The organism is Flavihumibacter solisilvae, from assembly GCF_000814475.1.
Taxonomy (GTDB): Bacteria; Bacteroidota; Bacteroidia; order Chitinophagales; family Chitinophagaceae; genus Flavihumibacter; species Flavihumibacter solisilvae.
Window position 1 is genome coordinate 25,689 of sequence record NZ_JSVC01000003.1, and the last position, 24,436, is coordinate 50,124.

The 24,436-nt window shown below is 47.9% G+C and carries 18 protein-coding genes; 13 read left to right on the plus strand and 5 right to left on the minus strand.

Features of this window, described 5'->3' with window-relative positions:
• Positions 1–11 precede the first annotated feature (11 nt).
• The 5 genes from OI18_RS03190 to OI18_RS24625 all read left to right on the plus strand — a co-directional run bounded on the left by OI18_RS03190 (position 12) and on the right by OI18_RS24625 (position 10,901).
• Positions 12–611, plus strand: a complete 600-nt coding sequence (locus tag OI18_RS03190; RefSeq protein WP_039137178.1) for an RNA polymerase sigma-70 factor — start codon at positions 12–14, stop codon at positions 609–611.
• A gap of 58 nt (positions 612–669) precedes the next feature.
• A complete protein-coding gene (locus OI18_RS03195) occupies positions 670–1,821 on the plus strand; it encodes a FecR family protein (RefSeq protein ID WP_039137180.1) in 1,152 nt (383 codons plus the stop codon).
• 125 nt (positions 1,822–1,946) lie between these two features.
• Entirely contained in the window at positions 1,947–5,267 is a 3,321-nt protein-coding gene (locus tag OI18_RS03200) for a TonB-dependent receptor (protein ID WP_052272825.1), read from the plus strand.
• A gap of 14 nt (positions 5,268–5,281) precedes the next feature.
• Positions 5,282–6,877: a RagB/SusD family nutrient uptake outer membrane protein gene (locus OI18_RS03205; protein ID WP_039137182.1), complete on the plus strand. Its 1,596-nt coding sequence runs from the start codon at positions 5,282–5,284 to the stop codon at positions 6,875–6,877.
• Between the two features lie 88 nt (positions 6,878–6,965).
• Entirely contained in the window at positions 6,966–10,901 is a 3,936-nt protein-coding gene (locus OI18_RS24625; protein ID WP_072038944.1) for a glycosyl hydrolase family 95 catalytic domain-containing protein, read from the plus strand.
• Between the two features lie 5 nt (positions 10,902–10,906).
• Here OI18_RS24625 and OI18_RS03220 read toward each other — a convergent pair whose 3' ends face one another.
• Genes OI18_RS03220 through OI18_RS03230 form a run of 3 tightly spaced genes read right to left on the minus strand, consistent with a single transcriptional unit; the run spans position 10,907 to position 14,851 of the window.
• The gene (locus OI18_RS03220; RefSeq protein ID WP_039137184.1) at positions 10,907–11,911 is read right to left on the minus strand and encodes a bestrophin family protein; all 1,005 of its coding nucleotides are present in this window, start codon (positions 11,909–11,911) and stop codon (positions 10,907–10,909) included.
• 59 nt (positions 11,912–11,970) lie between these two features.
• Positions 11,971–14,451: a PAS domain-containing sensor histidine kinase gene (locus OI18_RS03225; RefSeq protein ID WP_039137186.1), complete on the minus strand. Its 2,481-nt coding sequence runs from the start codon at positions 14,449–14,451 to the stop codon at positions 11,971–11,973.
• Between the two features lie 22 nt (positions 14,452–14,473).
• The gene (locus OI18_RS03230; protein WP_039137187.1) at positions 14,474–14,851 is read right to left on the minus strand and encodes a response regulator; all 378 of its coding nucleotides are present in this window, start codon (positions 14,849–14,851) and stop codon (positions 14,474–14,476) included.
• Between the two features lie 153 nt (positions 14,852–15,004).
• Between OI18_RS03230 and OI18_RS03235 the strand changes: the two genes are divergently transcribed.
• The 3 genes from OI18_RS03235 to OI18_RS03245 all read left to right on the plus strand — a co-directional run bounded on the left by OI18_RS03235 (position 15,005) and on the right by OI18_RS03245 (position 19,492).
• A complete protein-coding gene (locus OI18_RS03235) occupies positions 15,005–15,838 on the plus strand; it encodes an energy transducer TonB (protein ID WP_039137189.1) in 834 nt (277 codons plus the stop codon).
• Positions 15,839–15,926: 88 nt separating this feature from the next.
• Entirely contained in the window at positions 15,927–17,312 is a 1,386-nt protein-coding gene (mnmE, locus tag OI18_RS03240; protein ID WP_039137192.1) for a tRNA uridine-5-carboxymethylaminomethyl(34) synthesis GTPase MnmE, read from the plus strand.
• Positions 17,313–17,338: 26 nt separating this feature from the next.
• The gene (locus OI18_RS03245) at positions 17,339–19,492 is read left to right on the plus strand and encodes a glucoamylase family protein (RefSeq protein ID WP_039137324.1); all 2,154 of its coding nucleotides are present in this window, start codon (positions 17,339–17,341) and stop codon (positions 19,490–19,492) included.
• Here OI18_RS03245 and OI18_RS03250 read toward each other — a convergent pair.
• Together OI18_RS03250 and OI18_RS03255 are read right to left on the minus strand one after the other, a co-directional pair.
• Entirely contained in the window at positions 19,489–19,815 is a 327-nt protein-coding gene (locus OI18_RS03250) for a DMT family transporter (protein WP_039137194.1), read from the minus strand. The genes OI18_RS03245 and OI18_RS03250 overlap by 4 nt on opposite strands.
• 72 nt (positions 19,816–19,887) lie before the next feature.
• Complete coding sequence (locus OI18_RS03255) at positions 19,888–20,451, minus strand: Crp/Fnr family transcriptional regulator (protein ID WP_039137196.1); 564 nt, start codon at positions 20,449–20,451, stop codon at positions 19,888–19,890.
• Between the two features lie 64 nt (positions 20,452–20,515).
• Between OI18_RS03255 and OI18_RS03260 the strand changes: the two genes are divergently transcribed.
• From OI18_RS03260 to OI18_RS03280, 5 genes are all read left to right on the plus strand, one after another.
• Positions 20,516–21,394, plus strand: a complete 879-nt coding sequence (locus OI18_RS03260) for a helix-turn-helix domain-containing protein (RefSeq protein ID WP_039137198.1) — start codon at positions 20,516–20,518, stop codon at positions 21,392–21,394.
• Between the two features lie 64 nt (positions 21,395–21,458).
• The gene (locus OI18_RS03265) at positions 21,459–22,481 is read left to right on the plus strand and encodes an alpha/beta hydrolase (RefSeq protein ID WP_039137201.1); all 1,023 of its coding nucleotides are present in this window, start codon (positions 21,459–21,461) and stop codon (positions 22,479–22,481) included.
• Between the two features lie 10 nt (positions 22,482–22,491).
• Positions 22,492–22,929, plus strand: a complete 438-nt coding sequence (locus OI18_RS03270; RefSeq protein WP_039137205.1) for a cyclophilin-like fold protein — start codon at positions 22,492–22,494, stop codon at positions 22,927–22,929.
• An 11-nt stretch (positions 22,930–22,940) separates the two neighbouring features.
• The gene (locus tag OI18_RS03275) at positions 22,941–24,035 is read left to right on the plus strand and encodes an NAD(P)-dependent alcohol dehydrogenase (protein WP_205409975.1); all 1,095 of its coding nucleotides are present in this window, start codon (positions 22,941–22,943) and stop codon (positions 24,033–24,035) included.
• A 4-nt stretch (positions 24,036–24,039) separates the two neighbouring features.
• Positions 24,040–24,435 (plus strand): (R)-mandelonitrile lyase, encoded by a 396-nt coding sequence (locus OI18_RS03280; RefSeq protein WP_039137209.1) that lies wholly within the window; start codon positions 24,040–24,042, stop codon positions 24,433–24,435.
• Position 24,436: the final 1 nt, after the last annotated feature.

The following is a 24,436-nucleotide window of genomic DNA, read 5'->3' on the forward strand; positions in this document are numbered from 1 at the left end:
TTCCCGCTTGCATGCCATATAACTGCTTACATAATGATGAAGCGCTGCTTTCCGCAATGGCGGCAGACGATCAACAGGCATTCACCTGCCTTTACCGCAGGTACTGGAAAGAATTGTTCCTGACTGCAGCCAAAGCACTGCGCGACAATGATGCAGCAGCAGATATTGTACAGGATGTTTTCCTGTCACTTTGGAATCGACGGACTGAATTGCAACTGGAAGGTTCTCTTGCCGCCTACCTTCATACAAGCGTCCGCTATAAAGCCATCCACTTTATTGAAAAGAATATTGTCCGCAGGGATTATGCTGCCCTGCTGACTGTTCTCGCATCCGACTACCTGCCCGCATCTGCTGAAGAGCGCCTTCAACTGAAAGAAGCGCAATTCATCATCCATGAAACCGTAGCTAAAATGCCACCAAAAATGCAGGAAGTTTACAGGCTGAGCAGGGAAGAACACCTTAGCCACAAAGAGATCTCCGACAAAATGGGTATCTCCGCCGAGACTACTAAAAAACATATCCAGCATGCGCTGAAGCTGATCAAACTCGCTTTGGGACAAACGGCAGGTTCAGTCTCCCTGCTGCTCATTTCCCTCCTGCTAAAAAAATAATAATTTCTTTTACCCCCTCGGATCTCCTGGCCGGACTTATTAGTATAAAAGCCAGCAAATGGACTTCAACCAGGCCAGGGAACTATTACAGCGGTACAGGAACGGGAAATGCTCACAGGAAGAAATTCAACTGATCGAACAGTGGTACGATCAACTGGTGGAAAGTGGTGAGGCCCAGATCGACGGGCAGCAGGCCGAAGAACTGCAACAGGCTGGCGAAAATCGATTACTGGAACAGATTAACGCGCAACAGGATTCTGCGCCTGCCAGCATTCGCCAGTTCCGGCCGATTCGATGGGCGGCCGCAGCGGCTATAATCTTCGCATTGGGAACCGGCTCCTACTTCCTGCTTCATAAAACGAAGTCCCCGACCATAGAAACTGCTCCTGCCGTCGCAGCCGTTACCGACATTAAAGCACCTGAATCCAATCGTGCAACGATCACACTGGCAAATGGTCAGCAGGTTTACCTCGATGAATCAGGCGACGGCGAACTGGCCACGCAAGGCAATGTAAAAATTCTTAGATCAGCCAACGGCGACATCAGTTACCAGGCTTCCCGCCATTCAAATGAAATTCACTACAATACGCTGAACAATCCGCGCGGAAGCAAAGTTGCGTCGATCACCCTGGCTGACGGCACACGGGTCTGGCTGAACTCCGGTTCCACACTGACTTTTCCGGCTGCATTTACAGGCAGGGAAAGAAAGGTGTCCGTCACTGGCGAAGCCTATTTCGAAGTGGCAAAAGATAAATACAAGCCCTTCTTCGTAACGAAAGATGCTGTTACTATCCAGGTACTTGGAACACATTTCAATGTAAATGCCTACGATGACGAATCAACCAACAGCATCACTTTATTGGAAGGAAAAGTCAAGGTGAGTCATGGAGCTAAAGATCTTTTACTCGAACCCGGCCAACAGGCGCAGGTGTCGGCGAACAGCAGCAAGGTTATAAACGACGCTGACCTCAACGAAGTAATGGCCTGGAAAGACGGGTTGTTCATTTTTAAAGGTGAAGACATCCAAACCATTATGCGGCAGCTTGCCCGCTGGTATAACGTAGACGTAGAGTTTGAAAAAGAAGTGAAAGAAAAATTTTATGTAAAAATGGATCGCAACACCAACGTTTCCAACGTATTCAAAATCCTGGAAACAACCGGTGGTGTGCATTTTAAAATCAATGGAAACAAGATCATGGTGAAACCGTAATTGACGCGGTTGGCCTAAATGAAAGCTGGAAGCGCTTGCAACACTCCCAGCAGGTAGTTTGGGTTAACCCATTAAAATAAAGTCCCGCAAGACTGCTTATTGTGTAACCCAAACAAATCAAAGGTATGGATTTAACCAAAACACTGCGGATCATGAAGATCACCGCCATGCTACTGCTTGCCTGCTGCCTGCAGGTCAGCGCCAATAGCTATTCCCAAAAAATTACGCTCTCCGAAAGGAACGCGGCGCTCGAAGACATTCTCAATAAAATTGAGAAACAGAGCGGCTACACTTTTGCCTACACGCATTCGTTGATGAAGAATGCAAAAAGAAGCACCATTAAGGTAAAAGATGTTTCCCTGGAGCATGCACTTAATTTATGTTTCAGCGAACAACCATTTACCTATATCATCATTGAAAAAACCATCGTAGTTCAACCCCATAAACAGGAAGCACCAAAGAAAGAAGAATTGCCTGTTCCCATTGAAATCAAAGGCACCGTCGCAACTGAAAACGGTTCTCCCCTGGCAGGTGCTTCAGTGAAACTGAAGGGTAGCGACAAGGGTACCGTCACAGATCTTAACGGCAACTTCGTATTGCAGATCCCGGAAGAAGGCGGGCGACTGCAAATCTCATATATAGGTCACGAAACAACCGAACTGTACGTAACACAAGCCGGCAGCGTAAAGGTTGTACTGAAACTGGCAGAATCAAAAGTGGAGGAAGTAGTGATTGTTGGTTACGGTACGCAGAAGAAACTTAATCTTACCGGTTCACTATCCTCTGTTGGTTCCAAGGCAATCGAAGACAGGCCGGTGACGAATACAGTGAACGCCTTACAGGGCACCATGGCGGGAGTAACCGTGACTACCACCAACGGTCAGCCCGGTCGCGATAATGGCACAATCCGCATCCGTGGTATAGGCACACTGAGCAACAGCGACCCAATGGTAGTTGTTGACGGGGTCATTGCATCCATCAATGAAGTGAACCCAAACGATGTTGAGAACGTAACAGTGTTGAAAGATGCAGCTTCTGCCGCCATCTACGGTTCGCGGGCTGCCAATGGCGTGATCCTTATCACCACCAAACGTGGGAAGAAAGGCCAGTTACAGGTCAACTACAGTGGTTATATCGGTAAGCAGGATGTGCACCGCCTGCCTGACTTCCTGCCCTCATGGCAGCAGGCTCAACTATATAACGAAGCACTTGCAAACGAAGGGAAGTCGCCTAAATGGACAGATGACGACATTCAGAAATTCAAAAACGGCTCAGATCCCACGCACCCCAACACTGATTGGTTAGACCTGTTTTACACGGAGCCTGGCTACCAGCAGAATCATTACATGAGCGTTGGTGGCGGCGACGGAAAGACACAATACATGTTTTCACTGGGGTATTTCGACCAGGACGGAAACGTGAAAGGCACCAATTATAAAAAATACTCCACCCGTTTTAATATCAATTCAAAAATCAGTGAAAAGTTCACCGTCACTGCAAACCTGGCATACCGTCACGCTCCATTCAGCGAACCAGTAAGTACCTACGCCACAGGTTTCTCCCAAATCGTTCGCATGATCAACCGTGTTTCTAACACGGTTCCCTACAAATACCCGAATGGCGCTTATGGTTACGTGGCAGACGGTAGCCCCATGGCCTGGCTCGAAGCTGGTTCCTTCAACAAAACAAAAGGCGATATACTTACCACTAATTTCGGGGCTGACTGGGAGATCATCAAAGGCCTTCACTTCAGGCCCGCGATCGCCTACCGTGCCAACAGCAGCCGCCGCCAGCAGTTCGTAAAAGATATTCAATACTATAGCGGAACAACCGGCGAACCTACCAAATACCAGGGTCCGAACAACCTCATTGAAAGCTCCGATAAAACCAGCTATACCAACCTGCAGGCAATTTTGGAATACCAGAAGAACATCGCCAGGAACCATCACGTTGGAATCCTTGTTGGTGCAACGCAGGAACACGAGATCTATAATTATCTCTATGCCTATCGCCAGGGCTTTTTGAATAATACCCTCACAGAACTCAACGCCGCGCCTAAAGATGGACAGCAAAACGAAGGCTACTCCAGGGAATGGGCATTGCAGTCTTACTTCGGCAGGTTGAACTACGACTACAAAGGTCGTTACCTGTTCGAAGCGGATCTTCGTCGCGATGGCTCATCCCGCTTCGCGCCGGAAAACAGGTGGGCTGTGTTCCCGTCCTTCTCAGCAGGTTGGAATATTTCAAAAGAGAAATTCTTCGACAGGTTATTGCCAGCCGTAAATAGCATGAAGCTGCGCGGGTCATGGGGACAACTTGGCAACCAGAATGTGGTTGGCTATTACCCCACATTTTCCAGCATCTCCCCGGGCGTAAACTATTCCTTTAACCAGACACTCGCTTCCGGGATCGCTCCTAAAAATGGCGCCAACGCAGATATCCAATGGGAGGCAACAACAACCACCGGCATCGGTCTTGACGCCGCTTTCCTGCAAAACAGGCTGGAGTTTACTGCTGATTACTTTCAACGGAAAACCACAGACATTCTCCTGAACCTGCCTGTTGGTGCAGTTTATGGGTTAACAGCTCCTTACCAGAATGCCGGTTCAGTTTCCAACAGGGGATGGGAATTCTCTTCACGTTACCGTAACAACTACAAATCACTTTCCTATGATGTGTCTGCCAATGTCTCCTTTATCAAAAATGAAGTCACTGACCTGAAAGGAAGCGGTCCATACATTTCCGGCGGAACATTCACAGAAGTTGGCTACCCGATCAATTCACTGTACGGGTATATCTCTGATGGGATCTTCCAGACACAGGAAGAAATTGACAATCATGCCACACAAAGCGGTGGTAAAATTGAGCCTGGTGACCTGAAATACCGTGATATCAGCGGTCCGCAGGGCAAGCCAGATGGTGTTATCGATGGCAATGACCGGACTTATCTCGGCACTTATTTTCCTGAAGTCACTTATGGATTCACGTTAGGTGCACAGTGGAAGGGCTTCGATCTTTCTATCTTCTTCCAGGGTGCAGGCGGCGTGAAAGTTGCCAGTGGTAACCTTGTTGGGGAAGTAGGTCCGGATGTCAACAAACCTACTTCGGTTTACCTCGACAGGTGGACACCCGACAACCCCTCGGCATCATTCCCCCGACTGTCATATGGATACAAACAAAACAGCCCGACCAGCAACCCATCATCATTCTGGGTGAAGAACGCTTCATATCTCCGCCTGAAAAACCTCATGTTGGGATACAATCTGCCAACCTCACTCATCAGCAAGGCAGGATTAAAGAATGTGAAGATCTACTACAGTGGTCAGAATATTTTAACGCTCACTAATTTTTACAAATGGATAGATCCGGAGATCGGTTCCACAGGAAGCATCAACAGCTATCCGCAGGTCGTGGTAAATACACTGGGCATAAACGTTAGTTTCTAAAAACACCAACAATCATGAAAAAAATATATTCTCTTGCCTGCTTTGCTACCTTGTTGCTGGGCAGCTGCAAAAAAGATTTTCTCGATAGAAGTCCGATGGATGTGTACAGCAATAGTTCGCTGTGGACATCGAAGCAGGATGTTACCGCAGCCCTGAACGGCTGCTACAGCGGATGGGAGTATGGCGACAATGTCGTATACAACGATTGCATGACCGACAACGGTTTTGATCAGTTCCCATGGGAAGGTTATGAGACCCTGGCATCTGGTTATGCAACCCCGAACGACTATGGAATTGGAAGATGGGACTTCACCACTGTTCAGAAATGTAACTGGTTCCTGGACAACGTAGACAAGACTCCTTCAACAGCAATTTCTGATGAACTGAAAGCGAGAATGAAAGGCGAAGCCCGCTTCCTGAGAGCTTACCAGTATTTCATCATGAGCCAGAACTATGGAGACGTGCCCCTGGTCCTGCACGAACTGAAACCTGCAGAAGCAAACACGGTTTCCCGTACTCCCAAGGCAGAGGTAATCCAATTTATTCTGGCTGAACTGGCAGCTGTCGCACCAGATCTCCCGGTATCCTATGAAGGAACAGAAGTTGGTCGCATTACAAGGGGCGCTGCACTAGGACTCAAAGCCAGGGTGGAACTGTTCAATGAAAAATGGAGCGAATGTATCGCCACTACACAGCAATTGATGTCGGCGCCATTTAACTACAGCCTATATCCTGATTATGCGGAACTTTTCCGTCCCGGAAATGCAAATAACCAGGAAGTGATGCTGGATGTGCAATACCTGAAAGACGATAATTCTGCGTGGGTACTGATAGCAGTTGCACCCAATTCACAGGGAGGATGGAGTTCTATTTCACCGACCCAGCAATTGATTGATGCCTACGAAACAATTAATGGCAAGACCATTGTTGCAGATCCTGCTTACGATCCGGCGCAACCTTACAAAAACCGCGACCCCCGCCTGGATGCTACTATCATTCGCCCGGGTTTATTGTACGAAGGGACTTACTTCGATCCGTATGCAGGAACAGACTATTATAAGAACAACAACTGTTCCCCAACCGGCTATAACGTGAAGAAATTCATCCAGGACATCGACGATTTCCGGAATACGGAATATGGTACCGATATCGACAATACCGGCCTGAATTTTATCGTGATGCGTTATGCTGAGATCCTGCTTACCTATGCGGAGGCTAAGATCGAAGCCGGACAGATTGATGCATCTGTTTATAGTGCCATCGATGCCGTGAGAAAAAGAGCAGGCATGCCCGCAGTTGACCAGCTTGTGTATAATGATCAGTCCTCACTCCGTACCCTCGTTCGCAGGGAACGCCGTGTGGAACTCGCAATGGAAGGTCTCCGCTGGTACGATATCCAACGCTGGAAGATAGGCGAAGAAGTTATGCCCGGAACAGTAACCGGCGCCCTGCTCGGAACTGTTGATGCAAACAACGGTAACCTCACGCTCACGCCTGAACGCATCAGCCCTGTTTCCGAACGTATTTTCAATTCAAAAAATTACTTGTTCCCGATACCTCAAAAGGAAATCGACTTGAATAAAAACCTTTCGCAGAACCAGGGTTATTGATTTCGTTTTTTGTAAAGCAGTTACGTTCTATGAAAAAACGCGGGGGGTATTAATTTACCCCTCGCTCATTTAAACACAGACATAAGCAATGATTAGGATCATACTCACTCTTCAATGCATTATAATACTGCATTGTTATAACCTTAATGCGCAATGGACGCCCGACAACGGGAACGGCACATTCAAAAATCCATTGCTGTGGGGCGACTGGCCTGACCCTGATTTCATCAGGGTAGGCGATGAGTTTTACTTTGTATCCACCAGCATGCACTATGTGCCAGGCTGTCCCATTCTGAAGTCGAAGGACCTGGTGAATTGGGAAATGGCAGGTTATGCAGTAGATAAATACGACGAAGATCCGCGTTACAACCTGCAAGGGGGCCAGATGTATCTCCGCGGCTCCTGGGCCGCAACCATCAGGCATCACAAGGGATTGTTTTATGTAGGCTTTTGCACTCCGCAGTGGGATAAAGAGAAAGGGCAGTTCTCCATCTGTACGGCAAAAGATATAAAAGGCCCCTGGAAGCGTACCATCTTTCCCGAGTACCTGTATGATCCAGGGTTATTTTTCGATGACGATGGTAAGGTATATGTCGTACATGGACAGGGTAAATTGTATGTGACTGAGTTGGCGGCTGATGCATTGTCAGTTATTGGAAAACCCCGGGAGATCTGGAATAGATCAATTGAAAAGCCTGCCGGCTCTACTGCTCCATATAATGCATATGGCATGGAAGGATCGCATGTGTATAAGATCAATGGCTACTACTATATCACTTGTCCTGCCGGCGGAACAGAAGGATGGCAGGTCTGCCTGCGAAGCAAAAACATCTACGGCCCTTATGAAAGCAAAATAATTGTACAGGACGAAAGCTCTTACCCCAACAACGGTCTGCACCAGGGCGGAATGGTGCAATTAAAGGATGGCACCTGGTGGTTCATTATCATGCAGGACAGGGGACCAATCGGCAGGGTGCCTCATTTGGTACCCGTGCAGTGGATCGACAACTGGCCCATGCTTGGTAAAAATGGAAATGGCAAAGGCGTAGTCAATCATCAAAAGCCAATACCCGGCAATCGTAATTCAGTGCCTGCTACATCGGACGAATTCAATGCCAAGGTCCTGGGCTTGCAATGGCAATGGAACCATAATCCCGATGATTCAAAATGGTCGCTGAAGGAAAAGCCAGGATTCATGCGTTTGCGTTCGTCACTTGCAAACGACCTCACCACTGCCCGCAATACCCTCACGCAAAGAGTCCAGGGACCCACTTCTACAGGAACAGTAGAGCTTGATGTGTCCCAGTTGAAGGATGGAAATATCGCCGGCTTTGGCATCTTCCAGTCGCCTTACGCATATATAGCGATCAGGAAAGAAGGCAATAGAAATTCGCTGGTGATGGTAAACAATGGTAAAGTGGTAGACAGCATTCAACATGTTACACAAAACAGGATTTGGATCAGGGTCTCAGCAACGCACATTGACTTTACCGCCAGCTTTTCCTACAGCTTCGATAACGCCAGGTTCATTCCACTCGGAAATCAGTTAAAGATGGGGTTGGGTTACGACTGGACCGCCAACCGTTTTGCCCTTTTCAACTTCAGCACAAAAAGAGAGGGCGCTGGTGGTTATGCTGATTTCAACTGGTTCCGGTTTACTGATGGAGATATGGACGTTGCAGGCAAAGTCGCGCATGTTGCAGAACCCACTTTTACAGGCCGGTGGACAGCCTGGTCAGGGAAACCCGCTAGCGCCTGGCAGGATGCATTTGTGACTGGTAACGGCCGTCATGGTACCATGGTCACAGGATCGGCAGGGAATACCCGCCTGGTCAATGTGCATGAAGAGCTATTTCTCCGCGCCTGGGACCGTCGCAAGATTGCGGTAGCCAATATTGCAGGCTTGCTTCCTGAAGTCAGGAAGCTGTGTGACTCAGGACAATTCACTGCCGCTGCAGACCTCGCCTGCAAAACGGCCCGCACGCAATTAACTGCCATGGGTGCGCCACAGGCGTGGCCCAATTCGCCGCATCCTGCTTTTGATTTGAATGTAAAACTGGAAACAGCAGGAAATATTTCTGGTTACAGGCGTCAGTTAAACCTGGAAACAGGGGAGTCGCAGGTCCGCTGGAATGATAACAATGGCGGTGTGCAGGAAAGCGTCTTTTCGTCAAGGGCAAACAATGTAAACGTCTGGCATGCCCGAAGGCTGAATGGGAAAAAACTAACTGCCAGGCTGCGTCTTGACGAAACACCGGGACGAACCGGAAAAATAGATGGCGTTGATGTCTCAAAAGCATTTCGTTCCATAACAACGAAAGCCGAAGCCTCCGGATGGTTGAGTTATCATGCTCAATATGCAAACGATTCGGGAGGTTATGAAGGATTGGCTCGTATCACAACAAAAGGAGGAAAGATCATTGCCTCAGGCAATGAGTTACAAATAAAAGATGCAGATGAAATAGTGGTGGTGATAAGAATAACACCACTTGAATTTGGCAGTACCACAGAACAGGCGTTTACCCGGAATGAATTGTCACGGTTTCCGACCGATTATGAAAGTCTCGTTGCGCCGCATGCAAAATTGCATGGTGAAATGTTCCGCCGCCTGGTATTGGATCTCGGATGCGCAGAACAATGGACAAACAATCCAACAGAAAAAATCCTTGCGGAGGCACACGAAAAAGGGCCAACCGCGGTATTCCTTGAACAGATGCATGCAATGGGAAGATACCTGTTGATTTCTTCATCAGGTAAATATCCGCCGCCTTTACAGGGCATCTGGGGTGGGGGCTGGACTCCCGCCTGGAATGGTGGTTTTGTTTTCGATTCAAATGTCAATCTCGCCATTTCTGCCATTTCACAAGGCGACCTTCCGGAATGTGCGGAGTCGTATTTCGGTTACGTGGAACGGTTATTACCAGCCTGGCGCCTGAATGCCCGTAATTACCTCGGATGTCGCGGTTTCCTGGTGCCTCACTACAGCGATCCGGAAGCGGGCTATCTCAACCATTTCGACACCGGGTTTCCATGGATGTATTGGCCCTCAGGTGCGGGATGGAACCTGATGCCATTTTATGAGCATGGCATGATAACAGGTGATACTGCCTTTTTGCGCAACCGCGTGTTGCCCCTTTACATTGAGATGGCAGAATTTTATGAGGATTACCTGGTTAAGGAGAAAGACGGTTACTACCATATTTCACCAGGCATTTCACCGGAAAACAATTTACAGGGTCATGAAACTACCCTTGCAAAGGATGCAACCATCGATATCGCGGTTGCCCGCGAAGTATTTGATCATCTGTTGAAGCTGGGAAAATTATTTGGGTTGGATCCAGGTGAGATGTCAAAATGGAAATCTTATCACGATAATTTGATTCCTTATCGCATTAATGAAGATGGTGCGTTGGCTGAATGGATTCCAAATCAATATCGCGACAACTATAACCACCGGCATAACTCCCACCTGTATCCCGTGTTTCCGGGAACCGAGTTCCTGCAGCAGGGAACCAGGCCAGAATTGTTGAATGCAGCCCGTGAGGCGTTGACAAAACGATTTAAGTACGATACTGAATCAGCACATGGGTTGATCCATATTGCGCTTATGGCTGCCCGTCTTCACGACACAACAAAGGTTTCCACCAACCTCGATCGTTTTGCACGTCGTAATTATGTTTACAATGGCCTCGTTACATCCCATAACCCGGAGCACGAGATTTACAACCTCGACGCTGTGTTGAGTTTACCCCGGCTGCTGTATGACCTGTTAGTGTTTTCGCAACCTGGCCGGCTCGAATTATTGCCCGCCTGCCCCAAAGATTTTCCTGCCGGAAAATTATCAGGCATGCGCATTCATAATGGCCATAAACTCGACATTTCATGGAAAGATGGTCAACTGGTTTCTGCAACCATTTATCCCGCAAAGAATGATAAAGTTGAAATTGTACTTGGCAACCGTGTTAAAACAATCGAAGTAAGTTCAGGAGTCGCTTATACTATAGTGGCGCCTTTCCCTTTTTGAATTGTTCACAGAACGATATTATTCTTCGGCTGCAGTGCTTCCGGTATTTCCCTCTCGCCCAACATTTCCCTTATATCTATTTCCGTGGCACGACTCAACTGCGAAATGGGAACATCATTCGCACTGCCTTCGAAGGGGTTCTCCGTGCTTTCGCCGATCTGGTCAAGCGATGTATAGATCCAGGAGAGCAATAAACTGAAAGGGACAACAAACCATACCATGTGACCCTTAAGCACACCGGTTACTTCATCGTTAAGCTCATTGAATTCGCCCAGCAGGGCAAAGGGAAGAAGGATACAGAATAGCTTCACCAATAAAGAATTGATCGTAGCATATTGCCGGGGGTAAGGGAAGTTTTTGATCCTTTCGCTCTTGCCCTGGTGCTCACAAAATTCACGGAGCGCCCCATGCAATGTCAGGTAGTTGAAGTGTTCAAGTGATCCGTCGTTATACAGTTTTGTGAGTGCGGAACCCTGCAGGCTCAATAACTGGTATGCCGGATTCTTTTTGGATAATACCATTTCCAGCTCGCCCTTTGAAATGTATTTCGCCAGTTCCTCTTTCAACGGCGTTTCTTTTTCAGGAATGGAATAGTACTGCATGTACTCTTTGAAGTAAGATTTGTTTGATGCTTCCCAGGAACGCTCTGCCCTGAGCTGGTAGCGCAATGCCGTCATCCAGCCAAGGTGCCGGTAAACAAGTTCCCTTGACCTGCTGTCATCAATCAGGTCGCGGCACAGGATCGCCCATGATTTGCTGGCTCCCATTGCAGCGCCCCAGATCTGCCTTGCTTCCCAGGTACGGCCATATGTGGATGCATTCTTGAAACCTACCATAAAAGCCGTAGCGGTACCCAGCAGGGCCACAACGGCAAAGGGTAGTGTCAGCCATTTCAACCCGAATCCTTCGTACAATATCGTAGGAATAATGGCCGTCAGCAGGAGCCAGTAGATGTTTCTCCTGGTCCATAGCAGCAATTCCCGAAGCTTGTATGTTTGACCGGTATGCAATGAAATGTCAAAAGTAAAAATTCAAAAGGTAAAAAAGGTGCAAGTTTCGCGTGTAACGGTTACATATTCCCGGGTGATCCGGTTTGCTTCGATGGCAGTATAATTCTAAAGGTCGCACCCTGGCCTTTTGCTGAAATGGCTTCAATTTTTCCGTGGTGGTTCTCGGCGATCTTCTTGCAGATGGCCAGGCCTATGCCCGTGCCTTCATATTCGGTGCGGCCATGCAGGCGCTGGAAGATGTTGAAGATCTGCTCGGCGTGCTCAATGCTGAAACCGATGCCATTATCACTGAATTCAATCTGTACATGACCGCTCCCGGCGGCAAGTCCTTCTGCCAGAACTTCCGCTTCATTCAGCTTTTTCCAGGTAACGCGGATAAAAGGATTTTTGTCCCGGGGAATAAACTTCAGTGAATTCGACAGCAGGTTATTGAACAGCTGGCTCATCTGGATCGGGATGGCCTCGATGACCGGTAGTTCAGGGTAATCGAAGATGGCCTGCTTTTCCTCGATCAGCAGTTCATGGTCATTTTTTACTGATGCGAAGATCTCGTTGAGGTTGACGGGTTCGAAATCCTGTTTGCCATTGCTGATTGTTGAAAACGCAAGCACGTCCCTGATCAGGCTAAGCATCCGGGTTGATGATTTCTCTATCTTATCCAGGTAAGTGCCTGACCGCGGGTCAACCCTGTCGCCCAGGCTTTTCCGGAGCATCTCGGTAAAGGTTGCGATCTTCCTTGCCGGCTCCTGCAGGTCGTGAGAAGTGATATAAGCGAACTGCGACAGGTCGGCATTTGTTTTGCGCAGGCTTTCCGTTCGCTCCTTAACGATCTCTTCGATCTTTTGCCGCGCAAGCACCTGTGCGGTTACATCTATCGTTACCGCAGTCACGCCAAGGATATTGCCATTGGGATCGCGGTATGGCTCATAAACAAAATTTTGGTAAATGGTTTCCACCTTATCATCGCGGTATAGGTCAACCGGCTGCTCATTGGCAACAAACAGTTCTCCAGTTTCGTAAACCTTTTTGATGATCTCTTCCAGTCCCTGCCCACGTGCATCCGGCAATCCCATAAAGATTGGCTTGTTCATTACCTGTTCTTCCGGTTTTCCCCAAAGCCTGATCATTTCATCACTGGCAACCGTAACCACGTGTTCAGGTCCCATCAAAATGCACATGGCGACTGGCGCCGTTTGAACGAGGTTGCGGAAATTCCCTTCGCTCCGTTCCACTCTTTGCCTGGCAAGTTCAAGATCGGTAACATCTGCCGCCGTATTCAACACGCCATAAATCTTACCTGTCGAATCACGCAATGGAATGTAGCTGTAGTTAAAATAGTATTGGCGAAGTGCCCTGTCAACCTCAATATCTACCCGCTGGTTACGTGCATGGTAAGGAACACCGGTTGTGAATACGCTGTCCAGGATGTCGAATACGCCCTGGTTTTTCATTTCTGGCAAAACTTCATAAAATGTTTTCCCGATAAGATCGCTGCCTTTTCCCCATGCATCAATGATCGATTGATTAAGGATCGACAACCGCATTTCCCTGCCTTCGTAAAGTCCCATCGGGAAAGGCGCATTTTCGATCAGGTTGCGGGCTTTATTTTCACTCTCCTCTAATTTTTTCCAGGCAGTTATTTCGAGTGTTACATCAATGGCAACCACCATTACCCCGGTTATTGATCCATCTTCACCGCGGAAAGGCTCATAAACAAAATGGATATATACCAGCTGAGGTTGCCCCTCGTTATACAGGGTCACTGGCGCGCCGTATGCAGAGTAGGTTTCACCTGTTTCCAGGACCTTATCCAGCAGTGCTTCAAATCCTTCGTAACGTGCCTCTGTAAGTTCATTGAACACAGGATAACCAATCATTTTTTCCTTTGGCTTTCCCCAGAGTCTTAAGATGCGGTCGTTGGCGATCTCGACAATATGGTCTGAGCCTTTCAGGATACACATGGCTACAGGAGCCTGGAGGATGATGCTTCGCAGGTTCGACTCGCTTTGCTGGATTCTTTTCTGGGCTTTTTCAATCAACGTCCGCGAGTTCACCGTTTCAGTCGTCTCATTACAGACTACCAGCACGCCATCGATATTCCCTGTTTCGCCAATCACTGCGCTATAACTGAATGTCCAGTACACATCTTCGATCTGGCCGTTTCGGTAGATTGGCACCAGCATATCTTCGAAATAAACAGATTCGTTGTTCGTTTTCACCTTCATGATCAGGGGATAAATTATATCCCAGATCTCCGGCCAGCAGTCAACTGCATCCTGTCCAAGCGCTGTCGGGTGCTTGCCTTCGTTCCCCAGGCTTGGCCTGTAGGCATCATTATAAAACTGGATCATATTATCACCCCACCAGAGAAACATGGGGAAGTTGGAGCGAAGGATGATACCCACGGTGGCCTTTAGGGTCTCCGGCCATTGGTCAACCGGTCCCACTGAAGTAGAAGCCCAGTCATATGCACGCGTCAAAGCGCCCATCTCACCACCCCCTTCCAGGAAACTTCTCTTTAATGTATTGCCGGTGATCATTTCGTTCAGGGTATCAGTATTGTCAGGGTTCTTTAAATATGCTGTTGATCATGGCTTTCCAGCCGGATAGTTTATCGGGTTTTGTATAGAAGTCTTTCGCGCCAAGGCCTTTTGTTTCCTCTATTGTATAATTGTCCGAACTAGTGGATACTACCACAACAGGAATGCCAGCCAGGTCGGGATTCTTATTAACGGCCCTTAAAAATTGCCTGCCATTCATCAAGGGCATGTTCAGGTCAAGGATCATTACATCCGGCCGGTATGACTTCAGCTGATCAAGTGCATCCTGGCCGTTAACAGCAATATTGCAAACTACGTGCGGAAAATTTTCGCCAAGTACCTCGAGCATAAACTCGCGGTCATCTTCATCATCATCAATGAGTAGAATTTTTTCAAACATGGGGGAGCCCCAAGATAGGAAATTTACGATGGTTGAATTTGGGTAAAATATTCTACATGGCATGATCCTCCTAACCTCAATCCCTAATCGCAATATTTTCGTCCGTCTTATGGAATCAGATGAACGCAGAATCTAATAGTCAAACCTTTGACCATGGAACCCAACAAAATCCTCCACGCAGATCTGCTTGACATTCTCTTCGACGGACGCAACAAATCCTACGGCGCATACGACCTGCGCAAAACTTACAACAAGCGCATGACTATGGCGCTGGCAGGCGCTGCTGCATTACTGCTAGTCGTCTTCGTGGGAAATGTGCTTGCGAATTCAATGAAAAAAAATAACGGCCCAATTGTAATGAATGTAAAGGATCTTCAGCTCGATAAGGTAAAACCCGTCGAGCCACTGGTAGAAACGCCTCCGCCAGCACCTCCACCGAAACAGGAGCCACCCAGGGTAGAGATCAGGCGATTTAATACACCACAGATCATTCCTGACGACCAGGTAAAGGATGACGAAAAACCACCGGCAATGGATGAGCTGGAGGATACTAAAATCGGCAACATCAACCAGGAAGGCATTAAAGACGATGGCATTGTTGCCCCACCTGAATCCGACGGCGGCAAAGGAGTGGTAGTGGCCCCGGTAAGAGAAGAGACAGCTGTAGACAGTGTCTTTACCAAAGTGGAGTTGGAATCAGACTATCCCGGCGGTGCGGGTGCATGGGCCCGTTACCTCAACAAAAATCTTCGCTACCCGCAGGACGCCGCCGACAACGAGATCCAGGGAATGATAGTAGTTCAGTTTATCGTCGACAGGGAAGGAGCCGTTTCCGATGTGGAAGCTATTTCCGGTCCTTCGGAGCTCCGTGACGAAGCCGTCCGCGTGATCAAAAAATCCGGCAAATGGACACCCGCGATCCAGAACGGCCGGCAGGTAAAGAGCTACAAAAAGCAGCCGATCACTTTCAAATTGTTAAATGAATGAGTTATTCTGGTTATTAGCATACAGCAGCCCCCTCCGAGCAATCGCAGGGGGCATTTTATTACTTTTTACTATTTACTTTTGACTTTCCATGAAATATACCTCCCCTCAATGGGATGATACAATAGTTGCACTCGCTACGCCCCCGGGAATCGGCGCTATCGGGGTTATCCGGCTTTCAGGACCAAAAGCAATCGACATTGCAGATGAACTGTTCCCGTCAAAAAACCTGCAGGACCAGCCCACGCATACTGCCCATGTAGGTTTGCTGAAGGAAAACGGTACTGCAATCGATGAAGTGGTAATTACCCTCTTCAAAGGCCCGAAATCCTACACCGGTGAAAATGTAGTGGAAATCTCGGGTCACGGGTCACCATATGTGCTGCAGCAGATGATCGATGCCTTCATCCGTACCGGCGCACGTCTTGCCCGCCCGGGCGAGTTCACCCAGCGCGCTTTCCTGAATGGCAAGCTCGACCTTACCCAGGCCGAAGCCGTTGCCGATATGATCGCTGCCAATACAGCCGCTTCCCAAAAGAACGCATTGAACAATATCCGCGGTGGCTTTTCAACTGAGTTAAAAGCCCTGCGCGAGCAGCTGATCACTTTCTCTGCGCTCATCGAACTGGAACTCGATTTCAGCCAGGAGGACGTTGAATTCGCCGACCGTTCGCAACTTCACAACCTCGTGTCCGCCGCTATCGACCGGGTTAGTAAATTGTCGCACAGCTTCCAGCTCGGCAACGTCATTAAGAATGGGGTAAGTGTTGCCATCGTCGGTAGACCCAATGCCGGCAAGAGCACACTGCTCAATACCCTGTTGAATGAGAACCGCGCTATCGTGAGTGAGATCGCCGGCACCACCCGCGACACCATCGAAGAAGTGATGAATATCGACGGCATCCTCTTCCGCTTCATTGATACCGCGGGCATCCGCGAACACACCAGCGACCAGATCGAAAGCATAGGAGTGGAACGCAGTCTTGAAAAGATGCGGCAGGCCGACGTGGTACTTTACCTCTTCGATGCCAACTCGATGCCCATAAATGAACTCGTCGCCAACAAGGAAGAATTTGAGCTTAACGGTTTCCGCTACCTGCTCGTCGGTAACCAGGTCGACAAGGGAAATGAAACGGACATGCGCAGCCGCTTTGCCGCCGCCACGCCCATTCTGTTCATTTCTGCCAAGCACGGCCATCACATAGAGGCGCTGAAGGAGCGGTTGGTCGACATGGTGCTTCAGGGCCAGGTCCAGACCGAAGACAGCGTCGTAACCAATGCCCGCCACTTCCATGCCCTGCAGCAGATGCTGCAGTCGCTGAACGATATCCGCGCCGGCCTCGACAACCGCATTCCTGGTGACCTGCTGGCCCTCGACATCCGCCGGGCGCTGCATTATGTTGGTGAGATTACAGGTGAAGTGAGCAATGAGGATCTGCTGGATTATATCTTTAGCAAGTTCTGCATCGGGAAGTGATGTCTCTGCAGTTAAAACCATCTGCCATGAAACTAACGATCATCGCCCTATTGTTATTCGCGAGCTCCATTGTCTATTCTCAGCATAAGCAGGATAAAATCATTTTTGAGAACAGCATAATGGATTCTCACTATTACTATAGTAAGGCTGAATACTCATCGGGCTGTTGGATCAAAAACACACAGGGCAAACTTCCGGTATCCGGCCAGCAATATTTTACACCGGGCAATTCGCTTGAGCTTCAATACAGGTCTGCGGATGATGGCCAATGGAAAGCAACTGTTCTCTATAATGAGATCCGCGGTATTGATTCTTTCAATGAAGCAAGTCATCTTTCTTTCTGGTTGTATGTAACCGATAGTACTGAAAAAGAATCCCTGCCCGCTGTCAATTTGTTGTTAGCGGATAAAAAAGAATCGGGATCTGCAAGCCTGGTCGATTACCTCGGTTCGTTTAAAATGAATTCCTGGGTCCCGGTCAAAATACCATTATCAGTCTTTAACAAAGACAGCCACCTGCCTGCCGGGCAAATTAAAGGTGTGCAGTTTTCAAACAAAACTCCATCTAAAAAGGAAGGCCACTTGTTCATCGACCAGGTTGAACTTCTTTCAACGGCAAAAGCATCTGGAACCGTTTCCGTCGCCCCTCAATTCCTTTCTGCTAAAGGATATGAGCAGCACATCGACCTCGCCTGGAAAAAAGAATCAAATCCCGCTATAAAATATATCAAGGTATACCGGGCAACAGATGGAAAAACGTTCCGGCCTGTTGCCATCCAGTCGCCGCAGGTTGCCGGGTACAGCGACTTTATAGGATCTCAAAAAGGAACCATCAGGTATAAGCTGACTTATGTCGATAACAATTACCGTGAAACAGGATTTTCGAATTCAATCGCCGCTTCTACAAGATCCATGTCCGATGAAGAACTCCTGGATATGATCCAGGAATCCAGCTTCAGGTATTACTGGGAGGGTGCTGAACCCCACAGTGGATTGGCGCTGGAGAATATCCCGGGTGATCCATCGATGGTCGCCACTGGTGCTTCCGGTTTCGGAATCATGGCTATTATAAGCGCAGTTAAAAGAGGCTTCATTACCCGACAGCAAGCTGCACAGCGAATGATAAATATTACTGGTTTCCTGTTAAAGGCAGATCGCTTTCATGGGGTGTTTCCCCATTTTCTTGACGGGGCCAATGGAAGAACAGTTCCTTTCTTTGGCTCTAAGGATAATGGTGGTGACCTGGTTGAAATGTCCTTCCTGGTGCAGGGATTGTTAACCGCCAGGCAATTCTTTAATAGCGTTGATAAAAACGAAACCCAGGTCAGGAATTCAATTAACAAGCTCTGGAAAGAAACAGAGTGGGATTGGTACCGGCGTTACCCTGGCTCGGATTTCCTGTACTGGCATTGGTCACCGGACCAGGAGTGGGTAATTAATCATAGTCTTATCGGCTGGAATGAAGTAATGATTACTTATTTCCTCGCCATTGCTTCACCCACCCACGGTGTTCCGGTATCCATGTATTACAGCGGCTGGGCAAGTCAGTCGGAAAAAGCTGTAAAGTATCGCGCGGGTTGGGGACAAACAACCGCGGGGTCTGCCTATTCGAACGGAAATTCCTATTTCGGGATTCCCCTTCCGGTGGGAGTGTCCAATGGAGGTCCCTTGTTCTTTATTCATTATTCCTTCCTGGGTTTAAATCCCCACCTGGTTACCGATAAGTATACCAACTATTTCGAGAACAACAGGAACATCGCGCAAATCAATCTCAGGTATTGTATCGAAAATCCGAAGAACCACAGGGGCTACGGCGATGACTTCTGGGGTTTGACCGCAAGTGACGGACCAGAGCACTATTCAGCCAATGAACCCAATGTGAAAAATGACGAAGGAAAAATGACGCCGACAGGTGCTTTGGCATCTTTCCCCTACACTCCCGAAGCATCCATGCGGGCGCTCAGGAATTATTACCGGAACTATGGAAAATACTTATACGGCTACTACGGATTTCGGGATGCAATTGACCTGGACAGGAACTGGTGCTCTTCCATTTATATGGGATTGAACCAGGCCCCTGTGGTTGTAATGATTGAGAACTACCGGACAAAACTCTTATGGGATTTATTTATGTCAGCACCTGAAGTAGAGGCTGCAAGACAGCGCACATTCACCCCTTAGTGTGAAACCGATTTCAATCCAATGATTGAACCAATCAGGGTTGTCAGGAAGAAGATCCTCCAGAAACCGGCCGGCTCCTTAAATACGAAGATCCCCATCAGGGTAATGCCAACCGCGCCAACGCCCGTCCACACGGCATAAGCCGTTCCAATCGGAAGGGTTTGTATCGCCCTGGATAGTAAATACATGCTTATACACAACGTAACCAGGAAAGCACCATACCATGCATACACAGCATTGCCAGTAGCTTCCTTAACTTTTCCCAGGCAAAAAGCAAATGCGACTTCAAAGAGTCCAGCAACTATTAAAATAATCCAGTTCATGGCCGTCAAATTAGGGTGCAAAGGTCCTGCATCCGGCGGAGGAAAATTTTTGCAAATGGTAAAAAAGAAAGCTTATTTAAGTCCTGACCTGATCCTGCTCAGGCTGGCCTGCGTAACGCCCAGGTAAGATGCGATGTAACCTAATGACACTCTTTGCAATAAGTCGGGATGCTCATTCAGCAAGCCTTCATATCGTTGCGAAGCCGTCTGAAAGAGTTGGGAAATAAGTCGTTCTTCCGTTTTGATCAGTTCGCCCTCCGCAAGCCTACGTCCCCAGTTAGCTATTTCAATGTCACTGGAAAACAGGCCCTGCAGATCACGGGATTTTATTTCATAAAACTCACAGTCTTCCAGCAGCTCGATGTTCTCGTAGCTCTTCTGGTTCTCCACATAACTTTTCATGGAAATAGCTGTATCACCTTCTTTGCCAAACCAGAAAGTGATTTCCCGGTCTTCTGATTCTGCATAAGCTCGCACCAGGCCTTTTTTAATAAAGTAGATGCTTGTCTCGATCCTGTCTGCCCGGAAAAGGATATGTCCTTTGGAAAGCTGTACTTCTGTCACATAATTTTCCAGCATCAACTTTGAGGTTTCTGCAAGTGGATAAATGTTGTTGATAAGTTCCCCGATACTCATTCGCTAATATACAGAGATCGGCATTTAACAAATTCCCCTGTTTTGATTTTCTTAACTTTGTTTAATGCCCAATAAACGTGCAAGGCAGGTTTCCGAATTCAACAGCGAACTAAAGCTGAAAGGTTTCAATGTGTACCAGATTGAGGCAGACAGTAATGCAACCCGCATTTACAGCCGTAAAGACTTCTATAAAATCTGCCTTACAACAGGGAAAAGCATAATCCATTATGCCGACCGAAGTTTTGAACAGGAAGGCACTGTTTTGTTTTTCGGTAATCCTCATATTCCCTACTCCTGGGAAACCATTTCAACCACCTATATAGGTTATACTGTACTTTTTTCCGAAGACTTTTTCAATGCTGCTGAGCGCGGCGGGAGCTTGCAGCAGTCACCTTTGTTCAAAATTGGTGGCACTCCCATCTTAAAGATTACGGAACCACAACGTCATTTTCTGAATACCATTTTTCAAAAAATGATCGAAGAACAGCAGAGTGATTACGCCTATAAGGATGACCTTATCCGCAACTATATTAACCTCATCATTCATGAGGCTTTGAAGCTGCAACCTACTGAACACGTTGACCAGCCTAAGAATGCAGCTTCCCGCCTTACCGCCGTATTCTTTGAACTTTTAGAAAGACAGTTTCCGGTAGAAAGCACTGAACGTTCCCTTCAGCTTAAAACGGCACAGGATTATGCAAACCATCTGAATGTGCACGTCAATTACCTGAATCGTGCAGTGAAAGAGGTGACCGGAAAGCCGACCACCGCGCATATCAGCGAACGCATCATCAGTGAAGCCAGGTCCCTGCTGCAACATACCGACTGGAACATTGCTGATATTGCCTATGCCCTTGGTTTTGAATATCCGACCTACTTTAACAATTACTTCAAGCGAATGACCGGCACCAACCCCAAATCACATCGGCGGCTGGAAGTTTGAAATTCTTAATTATTGGTTTGATTGTCATTATTTCACCGGGTAGTAGCAGGGATACCTTTGTCTCATGAAAAAGACAACAGTATTGGCAATTGTATCAGTCCTGTTATTCGGACAGGCTTTTGCACGAACAGGAGATCCGGGTCACTATACTTTCCCGTTGAGTGAAAAAGTGACAAGGCAAAAGGTAACTTTCAAAAACCGGTATGGAATTAAATTAACGGGTGATTTATATCTTCCGAAAAATCGCGGCAGCGAACCTTTGGCCGCCCTCGCGATCAGTGGTCCCTTTGGTGCGGTAAAAGAACAATCTTCCGGCCTGTATGCGAACGCGATGGCAGAACGTGGTTTTATTACGCTTGCCTTTGACCCATCTTATACCGGTGAAAGCAGTGGCGAACCAAGAAATGTAGCTTCTCCGGACATTAACACCGAGGACTTCAGCGCAGCTGTGGATTTCCTGGGAATACAACCTTCTGTCGACCGTAACCGGATAGGAATCATTGGCATTTGCGGCTTTGGCGGCATGGCTTTGAACGCTGCTGCCATCGACAAACGGGTGACGGCGGTTGCTACCACCAGTATGTATGATATGTCACGGGTGATGGCAAAAGGTTATTACGATAAACTGACGACGGAGGAACGTACAAAGATGCTTGAACAAATGGGTGACCAACGGTGGAAAGATGCTGATGCAGGAACCACTGCTCCCGGACCCCGTATCCTACCTGAAAAGCTGGCAGGCAACGAACCTCAGTTTGTGGTTGATTATTTTAACTACTATCGTACTCCAAGAGGCTTCCATAAAAATTCACCCAACTCCAATGGAGCATGGACAGCAACAAATGCCTTATCTTTTATGAACATGCCGTTGTTGACCTACATCAAAGAAATTGCCCCGCGCCCCATTCTTTTAATTGCGGGTGAAAAAGCACATTCCCGGTATTTCACCGAAGACATCTATAAAATGGCCAGCGGACAGAAGGAGTTGGCTATTATTCCAAATGCAGTTCATGTTGACTTATATGATAAGGTCAATATCATTCCATTTGATAAGATGACCTCATTCTTTGCCCAAAATTTAAAATAAGATCTGGCTTATGAAATTCCTCACTACCATTTTCTTTATTTTTCCATTGCTAGTGGGAGGCCAGGTAAGCAGAAATGAAAAAACCGGCAAGGTGAACAAGGAGTTTATTATTACGGTCAATAAACGTAAATTCTCAGCAACCCTGGAGAATAGCGCCACTGCAAACGCATTCAGGGAACTGCTACCCCTTACACTTAAGATGACGGAACTTAACGGCAACGAGAAGTATTTTGAACTGCCGAAAGATTTACCTGCGAAAGCTGCAAGGCCGGGCACAATCATTGCGGGAGATTTAATGCTTTGGGGATCAAATACACTGGTACTTTTTTACGAGACTTTTTCTACTTCATACAGCTACACAAAAATTGGAAAAATTAATGACCCGGGTGGTCTGTCGACTGCATTAGGTGCAGGCAGTGCAACAGTTGTTTTCGAAGACCAGCCATAAACAAATCTTATATGGAAGCAGTTAGAACCACAGCCGAAGGCGCAACCAGGATAAAGACAAAAGAAGTTAAGGCTTTCGGCACCCAGGCAGCGGATGCCGACCTCGGACAAATGAACATCCAGCGGAGAACGCCTACTCCTCATGATGTAGAAATCGAAATCCTTTATTGCGGAGTCTGTCACTCAGACCTCCATACGGCAAGAAATGAATGGCATGGTACGATTTATCCCTGCGTACCCGGACATGAGATCGTTGGCAGGATTGTAAATGTCGGCAGTCACGTTAAGAAATTCAAAGTCGGCGACTCTGCCGCTGTAGGTTGCATGGTTGACAGCTGTCGCGAATGCCAGTATTGTAAGGAAGGATTGGAACAGTATTGCGAGCAGGGAAATATTCAAACCTATAACTCGCCTGATAAACACCTTGGTACCCAGACCTATGGCGGCTATTCTGAAAGCGTGGTAGTGCACGAAGACTTTGTGCTGCGCGTACCTGAAAATCTTGATCTCGCCGCAACTGCCCCGTTGCTTTGTGCCGGCATTACCACCTATTCGCCACTCAAACACTGGAATGTAGGCGCAGGTAAAAAAGTGGGAATTGTGGGACTTGGTGGACTGGGACATATGGGTGTGAAACTGGCAAAAGCTATGGGTGCTGAAGTGATTGTATTCACGACATCCACATCAAAAGTAGAAGATGCAAAACGCCTGGGTGCTGACGATGTCGTACTATCTAAGGACCCGGACCAGATGAATCGCTATGCAGGCAAGCTTCACTTTGTCCTCGACGCTGTTTCTGCGAAACACGACATCAACGAATACTTAAACCTCTTACGTGTCGATGGTTCCCTCGCCTTAGTTGGCGCGCCTGAACATCCGCTTCCGGTTGCGGCGTTCAGCCTGATCCCGATGCGAAGAAGTTTTGCTGGTTCCATGATCGGGGGTATTCCTGAAACCCAGGAAATGCTTGATTTCTGCGGCAGGCACAACATCGTTTCCGATATCGAAATGATCGGCATCCAGCAAATTAATGAAGCCTACGATCGGCTGTTGAAAGGCGATGTGAAATACCGGTTTGTGATCGACATGGCTTCATTGAAAAAATAATAGGATGGAAATAACAAGAACAGGGTCTCAACCATCTGCCAAAGGTCCCGATGACTGGTTCACCGGTTCTGTCCGCGTTGATCCTTTATTCCAGCCGAATGAACACCGTCGTGCTGCGGCTGCAACTGTCACGTTTGAACCAGGTGCCCGTACCGCCTGGCATACCCACCCACTGGGCCAAACACTGATCGTGACCGCCGGCCTTGGATGGGTTCAAAAGGAAGGCGGACCGGTTGAAGAAATTCATCCCGGAGACTTAGTCTGGTTCGCCGCAAACGAAAAACATTGGCATGGTGCTTCTCCATCCGTTGCTATGACACACATCGCGATCCAGGAACAGTTAGATGGAAAGGTCGTGGATTGGATGGAAAAGGTAACGGATCAACAATACAAAAAATGAA

What these genes read in the sequence shown, in the direction of transcription:
- OI18_RS03190 (WP_039137178.1), top strand. Translation starts at nt 12, where the DNA reads ATGCCATATAACTGCTTACATAATGATGAAGCGCTGCTTTCCGCAATG.
- OI18_RS03195 (WP_039137180.1), top strand. Translation starts at nt 670, where the DNA reads ATGGACTTCAACCAGGCCAGGGAACTATTACAGCGGTACAGGAACGGG.
- OI18_RS03200 (WP_052272825.1), top strand. Translation starts at nt 1,947, where the DNA reads ATGGATTTAACCAAAACACTGCGGATCATGAAGATCACCGCCATGCTA.
- OI18_RS03205 (WP_039137182.1), top strand. Translation starts at nt 5,282, where the DNA reads ATGAAAAAAATATATTCTCTTGCCTGCTTTGCTACCTTGTTGCTGGGC.
- OI18_RS24625 (WP_072038944.1), top strand. Translation starts at nt 6,966, where the DNA reads ATGATTAGGATCATACTCACTCTTCAATGCATTATAATACTGCATTGT.
- OI18_RS03225 (WP_039137186.1), bottom strand. Translation starts at nt 14,451, where the DNA reads ATGATCACCGGCAATACATTAAAGAGAAGTTTCCTGGAAGGGGGTGGT.
- OI18_RS03230 (WP_039137187.1), bottom strand. Translation starts at nt 14,851, where the DNA reads ATGTTTGAAAAAATTCTACTCATTGATGATGATGAAGATGACCGCGAG.
- OI18_RS03235 (WP_039137189.1), top strand. Translation starts at nt 15,005, where the DNA reads ATGGAACCCAACAAAATCCTCCACGCAGATCTGCTTGACATTCTCTTC.
- mnmE (WP_039137192.1), top strand. Translation starts at nt 15,927, where the DNA reads ATGAAATATACCTCCCCTCAATGGGATGATACAATAGTTGCACTCGCT.
- OI18_RS03245 (WP_039137324.1), top strand. Translation starts at nt 17,339, where the DNA reads ATGAAACTAACGATCATCGCCCTATTGTTATTCGCGAGCTCCATTGTC.
- OI18_RS03250 (WP_039137194.1), bottom strand. Translation starts at nt 19,815, where the DNA reads ATGAACTGGATTATTTTAATAGTTGCTGGACTCTTTGAAGTCGCATTT.
- OI18_RS03255 (WP_039137196.1), bottom strand. Translation starts at nt 20,451, where the DNA reads ATGAGTATCGGGGAACTTATCAACAACATTTATCCACTTGCAGAAACC.
- OI18_RS03260 (WP_039137198.1), top strand. Translation starts at nt 20,516, where the DNA reads ATGCCCAATAAACGTGCAAGGCAGGTTTCCGAATTCAACAGCGAACTA.
- OI18_RS03265 (WP_039137201.1), top strand. Translation starts at nt 21,459, where the DNA reads ATGAAAAAGACAACAGTATTGGCAATTGTATCAGTCCTGTTATTCGGA.
- OI18_RS03270 (WP_039137205.1), top strand. Translation starts at nt 22,492, where the DNA reads ATGAAATTCCTCACTACCATTTTCTTTATTTTTCCATTGCTAGTGGGA.
- OI18_RS03275 (WP_205409975.1), top strand. Translation starts at nt 22,941, where the DNA reads ATGGAAGCAGTTAGAACCACAGCCGAAGGCGCAACCAGGATAAAGACA.
- OI18_RS03280 (WP_039137209.1), top strand. Translation starts at nt 24,040, where the DNA reads ATGGAAATAACAAGAACAGGGTCTCAACCATCTGCCAAAGGTCCCGAT.